The organism is Georhizobium profundi, assembly GCF_003952725.1.
Taxonomy (GTDB): Bacteria; Pseudomonadota; Alphaproteobacteria; order Rhizobiales; family Rhizobiaceae; genus Georhizobium; species Georhizobium profundi.
This window is the reverse complement of record NZ_CP032509.1, coordinates 649436-662467: the sequence shown is the minus strand read 5'-3', so window position 1 is coordinate 662467 and position 13032 is coordinate 649436. Positions and strand designations below refer to the sequence as shown.

The window sequence follows — 13032 nt, the reverse complement described above, 5'->3', positions numbered from 1 at the left end:
CGGCGGCAACTGGAATCAGCCGATATCGCTGCCGTCGGCGCCGGTCAGCCGCGCATGAAAGCGGCCGGGCAGGCGCTTGTGATCGTGCAGAGGCGCGAAGCTGAGCGTCGTCGGAAAACGCATTTTCCCACTGAAGCGCTCTGTCGTCTCTGGCCGATCGAAATTCATGCGCCGCTCATACCAATCTTCGGCGGATGAGGCAATCAGTGGGGCTTCGAACGCCAGCCGCCGCGCCGATCGTCCGGCTGGCCCGTCGAGCGGCGCAACCGCCGCTCCAGCGCCCTCAGAGCGATCGAAAGGCCGACCGTCAGCAAAAGATAGAGATAGGCAACGATGGAATAGGTCTCGAAGAAGCGAAACGAACCCGAGGCGTAGACCTTGCCCATCTGCGTGAGATCGGCGACGCCGAGCACCGAAACGAGGGAGGAATCCTTGACCATCGCGACGAAGTCGTTGCCGAGCGGTGGCAGGATGGTGCGGATCGCCTGCGGCAGGATAACCAGCCTGAACCGGTGCCAGCGGCCGAGCCCGAGTGCCTTTGCCGCCTCCACCTGGCCAGGATCGACCGATTGGATGCCGGCCCGAAACACTTCCGCGATGAAGGCCGAATAGCCAATCGTCAACGCTATGATCGCGCGCCAGAGCAGCGACACGTCCCGCACCAGCAGTTCACCGACAAGCCCGGCTTCCCTGAGCGGTGTCGTCACGGCATTCCACGCAACGACGAAAGCCGGCGCGCCCACGAAGGCGATGTAGAACAACAGCACCAGAACCGGCACGCCCCGGATGATCTCGACGTAAAACCGCGAGATCTGGCGCAGCGCGACCGATCCGGACAGCGCCATGAGCGCAAGCCCGAGCCCGAGCAGCGTCGCCAGCGCAAACGCCACGATCGTCACGAAGATGGTGATCCAGAGCCCGCGCGAGACGATCGTCAGAACTTGCGAGTAGAGATCGTTCGACGCGATCAGCACCGCAATGGCGATGGCGAGCGCACCTGCTGCAACCAGCCAGTACGGAAAATCCTTGTCGCCCGCCGGCGCTTCGCCATGGGCCATCAGGCAGCGCCCTGCCCGTCGCTCGGGCCGTTACTCCAACGATGCGGCAAGTGTCAGTTGCCCAGTTCGTAGTCGAGGAACCACTTCGTCGTGAGCGTCTCCAGCGTGCCGTCAGCCCGCATGGACGCGATCGCCGCGTTGATCGGCGCGACGAGGTCGGAGCCTTTCGGGAAGATGAAGCCGAAATCCTCGGTGCCGAGCGGATCGCCGATCAGCTTCAGCGCGCCGTTGGAGGCATTCACATAGCCGCGGCCAGCCGTTCCATCGGTGAGAACGAGATCGACGTCGCCGGTGTTCAGCGCCTGCACGGACGCACCGAACGTCTCGAACAGCCGGATGCGCGGGTTCTGCTCATTGCCGTCGAGAACGTCATAGACCGCCACGTAAAACGGCGTCGTCCCGGACTGAGCGCCGACGAGCCCGTCTTCGAAAGCGGCGAAACTCGCAGCATCCGTGAAGCGGTCTTCATCGGCCCGCACCAGCATGAACATTTCCGAGCGCATGTAGGGGTCGGAAAAATCGACGAGCTGGGCGCGTTCCTCGGTGATCGTGATCCCGGTCATGCCCATGTCGTACTGGCCGTCCGCCACTGCCTGGATCATCGCGTCCCAGCTGGTGTTCTGGTATGTCACCGTCAGGTTCAGCCGCGCGGCGATCTCGGCGACGGCGTCATATTCCCAACCGATCGCATCGCCCGACATCGGGTCGACGAACTGCAGCGGCGGATAGGCGTTTTCGGTAACGACCACGATCGACCGGCCGCCGAGATCGGGAAGCTCCTGCGCCTCGGCATCATCGGGCAAAGCCAGGACGGCGGCGATGGCGGCGAGGCTGCCAAGCAGTGTGGAACGGATCATGGTCGGGCTCCTGAGGCGATCGGCTGGCCCATCCTAGCTGCGGCCAGCAACGAAGCAAGCAACTGCCATGCGCGCTGCGACGTCCAAATGAAAATGGCGACCAATGGCCGCCATTTTCGAAATCCGATTGTTTCGAACGAACGCTTATTCGGCAGCAGCCGGTGCGTCGTTCTTCGCTGCGTCTTCAGCGGCCTTTTCCTTGGCCAGAGCCTCGGCTGCAGCAACCTTTTCAGCTTCCAGACGTGCCTTTTCGTCGGCAGCGGACTGGCGCTCGGCGTCGTTCAGCTTGCGGGCGCGCGTGCCGGTGTTCTCGACAATACGGGCCGACTTGCCGCGACGATCGCGCAGGTAATAGAGCTTGGCGCGACGGACCTTGCCGCGGCGCACGACTTCAACGGCTTCGACCAGCGGCGAATAGACCGGGAATACGCGCTCGACGCCTTCGCCGTAAGAAATCTTGCGAACTGTGAAGTTCTCATGGATGCCGCCGCCGGAGCGAGCGATGACGACGCCTTCATAGGCCTGCACGCGGGTACGCGTACCTTCCGTCACGCGCACCATGACGCGGACCGTGTCGCCGGGGGAGAATTCGGGAAGCTTGCGTGTCGCTTCGATCTTGGCTGCCTGCTCGGCTTCCAGTTCACGGATGATATCCATGATGATGACCTTTCGTTCTTCTGAAACTGCCAGAGCGCTTGCGTGACCCTTTGTGACAAGACGCCAGGTCGTGTGCCTTTCGGCGGAAGCGATGCACGGTTCTTTGCTTGATTGTCGCGAAGAGATATTACCCTTCGCGCCGGGTCGTTACACCAAGTGGCGCCGGATGTCATCATTCGCCGTGGAATTTTTTCTCCGCGAGCAGGTCCGGCCGACGGGTCTCGGTCAGTTTCTGAGCCTCTGCCCTGCGCCACCGCGCGACTGCGCCGTGGTCGCCTGATGTCAGCACCTCGGGGATTGCGCGACCTTCGAAGAGCTGCGGGCGCGTATAGTGCGGATATTCCAGAAGCCCGTCTTCGAAGCTCTCGGACTGGCCGGAAAGCGCATTGCCCATCACGCCCGGAAGCAGCCGCACGATCGCATCAAGAAGAACGAGCGCCGCCGGCTCGCCGCCGGAAAGAATATAGTCGCCGATCGAGACTTCACGCAGGCCGCGCGCTTCGATTACACGTTGATCCACGCCTTCAAACCGACCGCAGACGATGACGGCGCCTGGTCCCTCGGCAAGTTCCCGCACCAAGGGCTGCCGCAACACCTCCCCGCGCGGGCTCATCAGCAGGCGCGGCCGCGGATCGCCCTCGGGAGAAGCGTGGTCTATCGCCCGCGCAAGGATGTCGGGCCGCAGCACCATGCCTGCGCCACCACCCGCCGGAGTATCATCGACGGTGCGGTGCCGATCCTCGGCAAAATCGCGGATCTGGACCGCCTCGAGGCTCCAGTCGCCGCGCTCGAGCGCACGGCCGGCGAGAGACGTACCGAGATGCCCGGGAAACATGTCCGGGTAGAGCGTGAGGATACTGGCGCGAAACGCCATCAATCCGCTCCCGGGCCCTTCGGCGGACGCCGCCTGCGGCTGCCCGGGTTGGAGCGAGACGCCGCCTCCTCCTCACCGCGCTCGTCCTCGCCATCGTTGACGAGCCCGGCAGCGATCGGATCGACCAGCAACCAGCCGGCATCGACGTCCAGTTCGGGAACGGCAGCTTCCGAAAACGGGATCATGACGCTCGGACCACGCTCCGGCTTGATCTCCAGCACAATGCCGGCGCCGAAATCGTGCACAGCGATGACCGATCCATGGGCCGTACCCTCGCCGTCCTTGACGGAAAGGCCGATCAGATCGTCCTGATAGACCTCGCCATCGTCGAGCGCATCGTCCGGCAGGCTGTCCCGGTCGATGAAGAGCTCCAACCCGTTCAGCGCCTCGGCGGCATTGCGGTCCGACACCCCCTTGATCGTCAAGAGCACGATGTTCTTGGAAGGCTTTGCCTTGAGGATTTCGAATGTCCGGCCATCGGCGGCAGTCAGCGGACCGTAATCTCCGACCGCAGACGGGTCCCCGGTGAAAGCCTGCGCGCGCACTTCGCCCTTGATGCCGTGCGCCCCGCCGATCCGTGCCATCAGCAGCATCTGCTTGGAATTCATGTCGCCGAAGTCCTCTGTCCGCGTCATCTCATCATACACGAACGGGCGGCCGATGGGCCGCCCGTTCAAAGTCCCGAAAATCCGGAAAAGTCTTATTCCGCAGCGGCTTCTTCAGCCGGGGCGTTCTTTGCAGCTTCAGCCTCGGCGGCCTTTGCGGCTGCTTCCTCTTCCTTCTGCTTCTTCTCGGCCAGACGCTCCTGGGCCTTCTTGCCGGGCTTCGCCTTGTCCGGGTTGTTGCGGGCCTCACGCTTGGAAACGCCGGCCTCGTCCAGGAAGCGCAGCACGCGGTCGGTCGGCAGCGCGCCGTGATCGAGCCAATGCTTGATGCGGTCTTCGTTCAGCTGAACGCGGGCGCCTTCTTCCTTCGACAGCATCGGATCCCAGCGGCCGACCTTCTCGATGAAGCGGCCGTCGCGCGGTGAGCGCACGTCGGCAATGACGATGTGGTAGTAAGGGCGCTTCTTGGCGCCGCCGCGGGCGAGACGAATCTTCAGTGCCATGTCAAATACTCCTTGCGATCGTGGCTGCCGCATCTGCGGCGAAGAGGTTTCGTAAAAGTCTTGGTCTCAGGCCGCTCCGGAGGGAGCGGAATTCTCCGTCACCGCGCCATTGGCCGAGGCGGCGATTGCCTCGTGATGGCGGATGACCTCCTGAATGATGAAATTCAGGAATTTCTCTGCGAAATCCGGATCGAGTTCGGCATCGCGCGCGAGGCGACGCAGGCGTTCGATCTGCTGGCTCTCACGGTTCGGATCGGAGGCCGGAAGGCCGTGCGTGGCCTTCAACACCCCGACCGCCTGCGTGCAGCGAAAGCGCTCGGCAAGCACGTGGATCAACGCCGCATCGATGTTGTCGATGGACTTGCGCAGTCCCTTCAGCTGTTCGATCGCGCTCGGCTCGCTCATGCCACTCCCCTCACTTCTTTCGTCCGGGCAGGCCTGGAAGCCCGCCGAGGCCGGGCAAACGCGGGCCGCCAAGCCCAGGCAGTCCGCCACCACCCATGCCACCAATGCCCTTGCCGAGACCGGCGGCTTCAGCCTGCTTCTGCAGGGCTTCGAGCTGCTTCGGGTCCATCTTCGACAGATCGGGCATGCCGCCGCCCATCATGCCGCCCGGGCCCCCAAGACCACCACCCATGCCACCACCGAGGCCGCCCATCATCTTGCCGAAAAGGCCGGCCTTCTTGCCCTTGCCGCCCATGGCTTTCATCATGTCGGCCATCTGGCGGTGCATCTTGAGCAGCTTGTTGATGTCGGCGGCATTGGTGCCGGAGCCGGCGGCGATGCGCTTCTTGCGGCTGTGCTTCAAAAGATCGGGATTGGCGCGTTCGGCTGGTGTCATCGACGAGATGATCGCCTGTTGGCGACCGAAGATCTTGTCGTCGAACCCGGCGGCAGCCATCTGGTCCTTCATCTTCCCCATGCCAGGCATCATGCCCATGATGCCGCCCATGCCGCCCATCTTGGACATTTGCTTGAGCTGGTCGGACAGGTCGTTCAGGTCGAATTTGCCGGCCTTCATCCGGTCGGCCATCGCCTGGGCTTTTTCCTGGTCGATGGTTTCGGCGGCGCGCTCGACCAGCGAGACGATGTCGCCCATGCCGAGAATGCGGTCCGCGACGCGGCGGGGATGGAATTCCTCCAGCGCGTCCATCTTTTCGCCGACACCGATCAGCTTGATCGGCTTGCCGGTGACGGCACGCATGGAAAGTGCCGCACCGCCGCGGCCATCGCCGTCCATGCGGGTCAGCACGAGGCCGGTGATGCCGACGCGCTCGTCGAAGTTGCGTGCCAGATTGACGGCGTCCTGACCGGTCAGCGCATCGGCGACCAGCAGGATTTCATGCGGGTTGGCCTTGGTCTTGATGGTCGCCATCTCGACCATCAGCGGCTCGTCGATGTGCGTGCGGCCGGCGGTATCGAGAATGACGACGTCATGGCCGCCGAGACGGGCCGCCTGAACTGCACGCGACGCGATATCGGTCGGTGACTGGCCCGGAATGATAGGCAACGTGTCGACGCCGGTCTGCTCACCGAGCTGCTTCAGCTGCTCCTGGGCGGCCGGACGACGCGTGTCGAGCGACGCCATCAGGACCTTTTTCTTGTCCCGCTTCGTCAGCCGGCTGGCGATCTTGCCGGTCGTGGTCGTCTTGCCCGAGCCCTGAAGGCCGACCATCATGATGACGACGGGTGCAGGTGCATTGAGATCGAGCGTGACGCCTTCCGAACCGAGCATGGAGACAAGCTCGTCATGCACGATCTTGACGACCATCTGGCCGGGCTTGATCGACTTGACGATCTCGGCGCCGACGGCCTTCTCACGCACCCGGTCGGTGAAGTCGCGCACCACTTCCAGCGCCACGTCGGCTTCCAGAAGCGCGCGACGCACTTCGCGCAGCGCTGCCTGCACATCCTTGTCGGACAGCGCGCCACGGCCGGTCAGGCCGTTGAGAATGGAACCCAGGCGTTCCTGGAGATTATCGAACATGGCTCAGTCCTTCAAACCATCGAAACAGGAGAGCCTCGAAGGTCGTTATGTCCGCACCCGAATGCAAGCCAAAGCACGAAAGCACCCGAGGGCGCATCGCGCTGTCGGGTGTTGACCTCCGGGCTCTCTTTATACCTTGACGGGTCCCGGTCGGCGGCTTCGAAGCTTACGCTCGTCGCATGGAATTGGCCCGCTTCAACAGGATATGCTCCCGAAAGTCAAGCGCAGGCGGCTTGCGCTCTCCAGAGCGCCGGCTTCAACCGTCCACGAGCGCGCTCTTCGGCGCGTCGTCGCGGTTCAGCCGAGTGGGCACCTCGTCCCGCGTCAGCGTGTCGGCCGCGGCAGCCTCATAGGCGGCGGCGACGCGCGCCATGACCCGCAACGCGACGATGACCTCGGTGATGTTGATGTCGCCGAGCCGCTGGCGCAGCAAGGCCATCTCGCGATGGTGGACCGTTTCGAACAGCCGCTCGCCCTTCTCCGTCAGCTTGCAGAGATAGGCGCGGCTCTGCCGGCTCGAACGCCGGCGCTCGACCATGCCGAGCGCGATCAGGTCCGTCATCGTGCGCTGCACGAATTGCCGTTTCATGCCAAGCATGCGTGTCGCAGTGGGCACTGTGATCGGCCCGCAGCCATGCAGCACTTCCATCACGTCGCGCTGCGCGACCGAAATGCCGGTGCCTTCCAGTTGCGCTTCGAGGGTGCGCTGGATGTTGAGATGAACCGGCCGGATGAGCCTGATGACCTGATAGAGCCGGTCTTGCTTGTCGAAGCGTGTTTGCATGGCAAATCAAACTAGCAACGGCGTTGCACTGGGACAACTGCACCTTAGGAGGTACTCATAAACTTCCCGTGAACTCGACGGTCGTTCCGACGGTGCCGTCGACGTAGACCCTGCCGTCCCCTATATCGGCGCCATGAAACGTCGACATTTTCTCTCACTTGCAGGATTGGGTGCCATGGCAGCTGGCTTTGGCCTGTTCGGCGTGCGCCGCGCCTCGGCCAATCCCTATTACGATGGCCCCGTCAGCGATCATTTCGACGGAACGTACTTCTTCAATCCAGGCGGTCGGGAGCCGGGGTCCTTCCTCGACCTTCTGAAATGGCAGCTGGGCGAGACGAAGACGCCCTGGCCCGAGACCTTCGACAGCCCCTTCCCGCCTGCCCGGCCGGATGAGCGCGTCGGTGGTACCGAGCTTCGCATCACCATGGTCGGCCATGCGACGATGCTGATCCAGACCGCTGGCCTCAATATTCTCACCGATCCCGTCTGGTCGGAACGCGCAAGTCCCGTCTCCTTCGCCGGCCCGCGCCGCATCAATCAGCCGGGGATCGCACTGGATGCCTTACCGCCGATCGATGTGATTTTGCTGTCGCACAATCACTACGACCATCTCGATCTCGATACGCTCGCAGCCCTTCACGCCGCCCATCGACCCCTGATCGTCACACCGCTCGGCAATGATGTGATCGTGCGCGAGCGCGTGGCCGATGCGTGGATCGCGGTTCACGACTGGGGAGAAGGCGTCGAGGTCGCGCCGGGCATCAATGTTCGCCTGGAGCCGGCACACCACTGGTCGGCACGCGGCACGCGCGACCGCCGCATGGCGCTTTGGGCCGCCTTCGTCGTGGAGACGCCGGGCGGCCGCATCTACCATATCGGCGATACCGGCTTTCATTCCGGCATCAATTACCGCGCGGCAGCTGAAAAATATGGCGGCTTCCGCCTCGCCATCCTGCCCTTCGGCGCCTATGAGCCGCGCTGGTTCATGCAGGGCCAGCACCAGAATCCGGCCGAAGCGGTGGAAGGCATGCTGCTGTCCCGTTCCGCGCATGTCGCCGGCCATCATTGGGGCACCTTCCGGCTCACCAATGAAGGCATCGAGGATCCGGTGACGGCGCTCCATGCCGCACTCGACGGACGGTCGATCGCGCGCGAGCGGTTCCGCCCGATGCGGCCCGGCGAAGTGTGGGACGTCCCCGCAGAACAGGCTTGAGCCCGGCGCACTGGTAATCTCAAGCCGTTTCGGCCATATAAGCCGGCAAGTGACAGGGCTTGATGAGACGATGAACGCCGGCGTTCCCTTCGCCAAGATGAATGGACTGGGCAACCAGATCCTCGTGGTCGACATGCGCGGCCGCGACGATCAGGTATTGCCCGAGGCCGCCATCGCGCTCGCGGCCGATCCAGCAACGCGGTTCGATCAGATCATGGCAATCCATGATCCCAAGCGCGACCTGACCGACGCCTATGTGCGCATCCTCAACTGCGACGGCTCTGAAGCCCAGGCTTGCGGCAACGGCATGCGCTGTGTCGTCCAGGCACTCGCCGCCGAAACCGGCAAGTCGCTGTTCACCTTCCAGACCATCGCCGGCATCCTGACGGCGCAGGAGCACGAGGACGGGCTGATCTCCGTCGACATGGGCGAGCCCATTTTCGACTGGCAGAAGATCCCGCTCTCGGAGGAATTCCGCGATACGCGCATGATCGAGCTGCAGATCGGCCCGATCGATGCGCCGGTCCTGCATTCGCCTTCGGTCGCCTCCATGGGCAATCCCCATGCGATCTTCTGGGTCGACGACGACGTCTGGGGCTATGAGCTCGATCGCTTCGGCCCGATCCTCGAGCATCATCCGCTGTTTCCGGAACGCGCCAATATCTCGATCGCACAGGTGACCTCGCGCAGCGAGATGACGCTCCGCACCTGGGAACGCGGCGCCGGGCTGACGCGCGCCTGTGGCTCCGCCGCCTGTGCGGCTGCCGTTTCAGCCATCCGCAAGCGCATGACCGACCGGACCGTGACGGTGCATGTCCCCGGCGGCCCGCTCGTGATCGAGTGGCTTCAAAACAACCATGTAGTGATGACCGGCCCGGCTGAGTGGGAATTCTCCGGAGCGCTCGATCCCAGGACCGGCGCATTCACCCGAGACGCCGAGCAGAGCGAGGCCGCGCAATGAGCGGCGTCGACATCCTCACCTTCGGTTGCCGGCTGAATACCTACGAGTCCGAGATCATGCGGCGTGAGGCCGAGGCGGCCGGCCTCAACAACGCCGTGCTCGTCAACACCTGCGCGGTGACCGCCGAAGCCGTGCGCCAGGCCAAGCAGGCGATCCGCAAGGCACGGCGTGACAATCCCCATGCCCGCATCATCGTGACGGGCTGCGCCGCCCAGACCGAGGCCGCAACCTTCGCCGGCATGGATGAAGTCGACGTGGTTCTCGGCAACGAGGAGAAGCTGAAGGCGGCGAGCTACCGCAAGCTGCCGGATTTTGGCGTTTCGGCCGAGGCGAAAGTCCGCGTCAACGACATCATGGCCGTGAAGGAAACCGCGCCGCAGATGGTCGATGCCATCGAAGGTCGCGCCCGTGCCTTCGTCCAGGTGCAGAATGGCTGCGACCACCGCTGCACCTTCTGCATCATCCCCTATGGCCGCGGCAACTCGCGCTCGGTGCCGATGGGCGCCGTCGTCGACCAGGTCCGCCGGCTTGTCGACAACGGCTATATCGAGGTGGTGATCACCGGCGTCGATGCAACGAGCTACGGCGCCGACCTGCCGGGCCAGCCCTCGCTCGGCAAGCTGGTGCGCACCATCCTCGCCCAGGTGCCGGAACTCGCCCGGATCCGCCTGTCGTCCATCGACAGCATCGAGGCTGACGAGCATCTGATGCAGCTGATCGCGGACGAGCCGCGCTTTATGCCGCATCTGCATCTTTCCCTGCAGCACGGCGACGATATGATCCTGAAGCGGATGAAGCGGCGCCATTTGCGCGACGATGCGATCCGGTTCTGCGAGGACGTTCGCCGGCTGCGCCCCGACATCGCTTTCGGCGCGGACATCATTGCCGGCTTTCCGACCGAGACCGAGGAGATGTTTCAAAACGCGCTGTCGATCGTCGACGCCTGCGGCCTCTCCCATCTCCACGTGTTTCCCTATAGCCAACGCGACGGCACACCGGCCGCCCGCATGCCGCAGCTCGACCGTTCGCTGATCAAGGAGCGCGCCCGCCGGCTGCGCGCCAAGGGTGACGAGGCCCACCACGCGCATTTGACGTCGCTCGTCGGCACGCGGCAAACCCTGCTGATCGAAAAGCCCGGCATCGGCCGCACCGAGAACTTCGCTCTGACATCCTTTCCCGAGCATCTCGGCCGGCCGGGAACATTGATCGGCGTCGAGATCGTCGGCCATGATGACGGCATCCTCAGCGCCGACATCCGACACCGCTCGGCCGCCTGACCATTCGAACCCCTAAGGGACTGAAAGACAGATTATGGCCTTAGGCTTCGTGAAACGCATGTTCTCCTTCGGTCGCACGAAGGAAGAGGAAAAGCCGGCCGAAGCGGCCGCGCTCCCGGACACGCTTGCCCCGCTCGCTCCAACCGAAGAACCCGCAGCGCCGAAGGCCATACCCACAGCAGAAAGCGTGGCAGCAGTCACGCTGATCCGCCGGGAGCCCGTGGAAGCACCCGTCATCGACGGCGCGCCCGCCTTCACGCCTGAAACGCTTCCGACGGAAGCGACAGCAGAGCCGGTCGAAACGCCCGAGCCCATTGTCGAGACCATCGAGACGGCCGGCGAGGTATCGCTCGATCCGGACACAGCAGAGCCGGAAGAGAGCGCGGCATTGCCGTCCTTAGCCGACGAATCGACCGCGACCCACGATGGCATCGACACCGACCCGGCTCCTTTGCCGACCGTCGAAGGCGGTATCCGCATTTCGCGTGGCTCGGCGCCATCGACCGAACTGACCGACATTGCGCCGCCGCAGAAACTTTCCTGGTTCCAGCGCCTGCGCCAGGGCCTCTCTCGCACCTCTGCGCAGCTGACCGACCAGATCACCTCGATCTTCACCAAGCGGAAGCTGGACGAGGACACGCTGCAGGATCTGGAAGATGTGCTGATCCGGGCCGATCTCGGCATCGAGACAGCGATGCGGGTCACCGACACGCTCGCCTCCGGCCGCTACGGCAAGAGCGTCGATTCCGCCGATGTCGCGAAGATCATGGCAAGTGAGATCGAGAAGGTGCTGGCGCCCGTCGCAAGGTCGCTCGAACTCAATCTCGACCACAAGCCGCATGTCATTCTCGTGGTCGGTGTCAACGGCACCGGCAAGACAACGACGATCGGCAAGCTCGCCTCAAAGCTGACGCGCGGCGGCCTGAAAGTCACGCTCGCCGCCGGCGACACATTCCGCGCTGCCGCCATCGAGCAGCTGAAGATCTGGGGCGAGCGCACAGGCGCGACCGTCATCTCCTCCAAGCTTGGCGCCGACGCGGCTGGCCTTGCCTATGATGCCTTCGAGAAAGCGAAGGCCAACGGCTCCGACGTCGTCATCGTCGATACGGCCGGCCGCCTGCAGAATAAGGCGGAGCTGATGGCGGAACTGGAAAAGGTCGTACGCGTGCTTGGCAAGCTCGATCCGGACGCCCCGCACACCGTGCTGCAGACGCTGGATGCGACGACCGGCCAGAATGCGCTGAACCAGGTCGAAATCTTCAGGAACGTCGCCGGCGTGAACGGTCTCGTGATGACGAAACTCGACGGGTCGGCCCGCGGCGGCATTCTCGTGGCAATTGCGGCCAAGCACAAATTGCCGGTGTATTTCATCGGCGTCGGCGAAGGTATCGACGATCTCGAGCCCTTCGAAGCGCGGGAATTCGCCGCGGCGATTGCCGGAACGCCGCTGAAATAGAGTGCGTTCGTGCCATCACTTCAGCATCATGACGTTGTAGACGATGACGGGCATCAGGAATGAAGAGGACTGCATGAGCGTTGAACCGATCGAACCCGTGGCACCGGCCAAGAAGGCCGAACCGCACCCGCTCCTCAAGCTCGTGCTCGAGCTCGGCCCGCTGCTCGTCTTCTTCTTCGCCAACTCGCGCGGCGAGTGGCTGGCCTCCACATTCCCGATGCTGGCCGATCTCGGCGATCCAATCTTCATCGCGACCGGGCTCTTCATGGTCGCGACGGCCGTCTCGCTGACAGTATCCTGGCTGCTGCTGCGCACCGTGCCGATGATGCCGCTGATCTCCGGCGTCGTTGTCTTCATCTTCGGCGCGCTGACGCTCTATCTGCAGAACGAAACCTTCATCAAGATGAAGCCGACCATCGTGAACACGATGTTCGGAGCAATCCTGCTTGGCGGTCTGTACTTCGGCAAATCTCTGCTGGGCTATGTCTTCGACAGCGCCTTCAAGCTCGACAGTGAGGGCTGGCGCAAGCTGACGTTGCGGTGGGGCGTGTTTTTCCTGTTCCTCGCAGTCCTCAACGAAGTCGTCTGGCGCGCATTTTCGACCGATTTCTGGGTTGCTTTCAAGGTCTGGGGAACGATGCCGATCACCATCGCCTTCACCATGGCCCAAATGCCCTTGATCATGCGCCACTCGCTGGAGCCGAAGGAGCAGACAGTCGAAAAGGCCATGGAGAAGCCGACGGAGGGGTGATCGGGTTGAAGCAGCCGTCGTTCCGATCTAGCTTCACTCAATCTGAACG

At 63.6% G+C, this 13032-nt stretch carries 15 protein-coding genes; 5 read left to right on the top strand and 10 right to left on the bottom strand.

Annotation, left to right across the window (positions count from 1 at the left end; genetic code table 11):
• Positions 1–15: 15 nt before the first annotated feature.
• From D5400_RS21045 to D5400_RS03135, 10 genes are all read right to left on the bottom strand, one after another.
• A complete protein-coding gene (locus tag D5400_RS21045; RefSeq protein WP_164527765.1) occupies positions 16–168 on the bottom strand; it encodes a hypothetical protein in 153 nt (50 codons plus the stop codon).
• Positions 169–203: 35 nt separating this feature from the next.
• Complete coding sequence (locus D5400_RS03175; RefSeq protein ID WP_126007592.1) at positions 204–1058, bottom strand: amino acid ABC transporter permease; 855 nt, start codon at positions 1056–1058, stop codon at positions 204–206.
• A 53-nt stretch (positions 1059–1111) separates the two neighbouring features.
• Positions 1112–1915, bottom strand: a complete 804-nt coding sequence (locus tag D5400_RS03170; protein WP_126007590.1) for a transporter substrate-binding domain-containing protein — start codon at positions 1913–1915, stop codon at positions 1112–1114.
• Between the two features lie 144 nt (positions 1916–2059).
• Positions 2060–2572 (bottom strand): 50S ribosomal protein L19, encoded by a 513-nt coding sequence (rplS, locus tag D5400_RS03165; RefSeq protein WP_126007589.1) that lies wholly within the window; start codon positions 2570–2572, stop codon positions 2060–2062.
• A 172-nt stretch (positions 2573–2744) separates the two neighbouring features.
• The gene (gene trmD / locus D5400_RS03160; protein WP_126007587.1) at positions 2745–3446 is read right to left on the bottom strand and encodes a tRNA (guanosine(37)-N1)-methyltransferase TrmD; all 702 of its coding nucleotides are present in this window, start codon (positions 3444–3446) and stop codon (positions 2745–2747) included.
• Positions 3446–4054: a ribosome maturation factor RimM gene (gene rimM, locus D5400_RS03155; protein WP_126007585.1), complete on the bottom strand. Its 609-nt coding sequence runs from the start codon at positions 4052–4054 to the stop codon at positions 3446–3448. Before rimM ends, trmD begins: the two co-directional genes overlap by 1 nt.
• Positions 4055–4146: 92 nt before the next feature.
• The gene (gene rpsP / locus D5400_RS03150) at positions 4147–4554 is read right to left on the bottom strand and encodes a 30S ribosomal protein S16 (protein ID WP_126007583.1); all 408 of its coding nucleotides are present in this window, start codon (positions 4552–4554) and stop codon (positions 4147–4149) included.
• A 66-nt stretch (positions 4555–4620) separates the two neighbouring features.
• The gene (locus D5400_RS03145; RefSeq protein ID WP_126007581.1) at positions 4621–4959 is read right to left on the bottom strand and encodes a chorismate mutase; all 339 of its coding nucleotides are present in this window, start codon (positions 4957–4959) and stop codon (positions 4621–4623) included.
• Positions 4960–4969: 10 nt separating this feature from the next.
• The gene (gene ffh / locus D5400_RS03140; protein WP_126007579.1) at positions 4970–6541 is read right to left on the bottom strand and encodes a signal recognition particle protein; all 1572 of its coding nucleotides are present in this window, start codon (positions 6539–6541) and stop codon (positions 4970–4972) included.
• Positions 6542–6797: 256 nt separating this feature from the next.
• The gene (locus D5400_RS03135) at positions 6798–7325 is read right to left on the bottom strand and encodes a MarR family winged helix-turn-helix transcriptional regulator (RefSeq protein ID WP_126007577.1); all 528 of its coding nucleotides are present in this window, start codon (positions 7323–7325) and stop codon (positions 6798–6800) included.
• Between the two features lie 175 nt (positions 7326–7500).
• On the opposite strand from D5400_RS03135, the gene D5400_RS03130 reads away from it, so the two are divergent.
• The 5 genes from D5400_RS03130 (at position 7501) to D5400_RS03110 (ending at position 12983) form a co-directional block, all read left to right on the top strand.
• Positions 7501–8538 (top strand): MBL fold metallo-hydrolase, encoded by a 1038-nt coding sequence (locus D5400_RS03130; RefSeq protein WP_425364899.1) that lies wholly within the window; start codon positions 7501–7503, stop codon positions 8536–8538.
• A gap of 70 nt (positions 8539–8608) precedes the next feature.
• Positions 8609–9499 carry a diaminopimelate epimerase gene (gene dapF / locus D5400_RS03125; protein WP_245451513.1) on the top strand — a complete coding sequence of 297 codons (891 nt, stop codon included), beginning with the start codon at positions 8609–8611 and terminating at the stop codon, positions 9497–9499.
• Complete coding sequence (mtaB, locus tag D5400_RS03120) at positions 9496–10776, top strand: tRNA (N(6)-L-threonylcarbamoyladenosine(37)-C(2))-methylthiotransferase MtaB (protein ID WP_126007573.1); 1281 nt, start codon at positions 9496–9498, stop codon at positions 10774–10776. Before dapF ends, mtaB begins: the two co-directional genes overlap by 4 nt.
• A gap of 34 nt (positions 10777–10810) precedes the next feature.
• Positions 10811–12232, top strand: a complete 1422-nt coding sequence (gene ftsY, locus D5400_RS03115; protein ID WP_126007571.1) for a signal recognition particle-docking protein FtsY — start codon at positions 10811–10813, stop codon at positions 12230–12232.
• 73 nt (positions 12233–12305) lie between these two features.
• Positions 12306–12983: a septation protein A gene (locus D5400_RS03110; protein WP_126007569.1), complete on the top strand. Its 678-nt coding sequence runs from the start codon at positions 12306–12308 to the stop codon at positions 12981–12983.
• Positions 12984–13032: the final 49 nt, after the last annotated feature.

Excerpts from the sequence above, each read along its gene's own strand:
- D5400_RS03175 (WP_126007592.1), bottom strand. The coding sequence starts at position 1,058 with ATGGCCCATGGCGAAGCGCCGGCGGGCGACAAGGATTTTCCGTACTGG.
- mtaB (WP_126007573.1), top strand. The coding sequence starts at position 9,496 with ATGAGCGGCGTCGACATCCTCACCTTCGGTTGCCGGCTGAATACCTAC.
- trmD (WP_126007587.1), bottom strand. The coding sequence starts at position 3,446 with ATGGCGTTTCGCGCCAGTATCCTCACGCTCTACCCGGACATGTTTCCC.
- rpsP (WP_126007583.1), bottom strand. The coding sequence starts at position 4,554 with ATGGCACTGAAGATTCGTCTCGCCCGCGGCGGCGCCAAGAAGCGCCCT.
- D5400_RS03110 (WP_126007569.1), top strand. The coding sequence starts at position 12,306 with ATGAGCGTTGAACCGATCGAACCCGTGGCACCGGCCAAGAAGGCCGAA.
- D5400_RS21045 (WP_164527765.1), bottom strand. The coding sequence starts at position 168 with ATGAATTTCGATCGGCCAGAGACGACAGAGCGCTTCAGTGGGAAAATG.
- D5400_RS03145 (WP_126007581.1), bottom strand. The coding sequence starts at position 4,959 with ATGAGCGAGCCGAGCGCGATCGAACAGCTGAAGGGACTGCGCAAGTCC.
- rimM (WP_126007585.1), bottom strand. The coding sequence starts at position 4,054 with ATGAATTCCAAGCAGATGCTGCTGATGGCACGGATCGGCGGGGCGCAC.
- ffh (WP_126007579.1), bottom strand. The coding sequence starts at position 6,541 with ATGTTCGATAATCTCCAGGAACGCCTGGGTTCCATTCTCAACGGCCTG.
- dapF (WP_245451513.1), top strand. The coding sequence starts at position 8,609 with ATGAACGCCGGCGTTCCCTTCGCCAAGATGAATGGACTGGGCAACCAG.
- D5400_RS03130 (WP_425364899.1), top strand. The coding sequence starts at position 7,501 with ATGGCAGCTGGCTTTGGCCTGTTCGGCGTGCGCCGCGCCTCGGCCAAT.
- ftsY (WP_126007571.1), top strand. The coding sequence starts at position 10,811 with ATGGCCTTAGGCTTCGTGAAACGCATGTTCTCCTTCGGTCGCACGAAG.
- D5400_RS03170 (WP_126007590.1), bottom strand. The coding sequence starts at position 1,915 with ATGATCCGTTCCACACTGCTTGGCAGCCTCGCCGCCATCGCCGCCGTC.
- D5400_RS03135 (WP_126007577.1), bottom strand. The coding sequence starts at position 7,325 with ATGCAAACACGCTTCGACAAGCAAGACCGGCTCTATCAGGTCATCAGG.
- rplS (WP_126007589.1), bottom strand. The coding sequence starts at position 2,572 with ATGGATATCATCCGTGAACTGGAAGCCGAGCAGGCAGCCAAGATCGAA.